General features: G+C 67.9%; 1 protein-coding gene. It reads left to right on the top strand.

Annotated elements, in window-relative coordinates; genetic code table 11:
• On the top strand, window positions 1-398 hold a 398-nt coding region (locus LC407_RS20805), incomplete at its 5' end, for a polymer-forming cytoskeletal protein (RefSeq protein ID WP_223483528.1).
• Between the last annotated feature and the right edge of the window lie 70 nt (window positions 399-468).

The raw sequence follows: 468 nt of genomic DNA, 5'->3' as shown, positions 1-468 counted from the left end.
CCTCCGACCTCACCATCGAAGGCAAGATCCACGGCTCCGGCCACATCCGCATCGCCGGCCGCTTCAAGGGCGACGTGCAGGTCGACGGCGATCTCACCGTCGAACTCGGCGCCAAGCTCAACGGCGGCGTGCGCGCGCGCAAGGTCGTGATCGCGGGCGAACTGGAAGGCAACATCGACGCGGCGCAGCGGGTCGAGCTGCTCGAAAGCGGCGTGATGATCGGCGACGTCAAGGCCGGCGTGGTCACCGTCGCAGCAGGCGCGCGGGTGCGCGGTCAGGTCGAGTTCGGCTGGGAAGACAGCGGCAAGGCGGTCGCGCGCAACGACGGCGGCAAGTCCGACAAATCGTCCGACAAGGGCGACAAGAACGCCAAGACGGAGACCAGCGCCGACTCATGAGCGCCGTTCGCCAGGGCATGCCCGGGGCGACGCGCATTTGTCCGCATTGCAAGGCGACGATCCTGGAAAC

This window comes from Stenotrophomonas sp. OVS01A (assembly GCF_019969775.1).
Lineage (GTDB): Bacteria > Pseudomonadota > Gammaproteobacteria > Xanthomonadales > Xanthomonadaceae > Stenotrophomonas > Stenotrophomonas indicatrix.
This window is presented reverse-complemented; position numbering and strand designations above follow the sequence as displayed.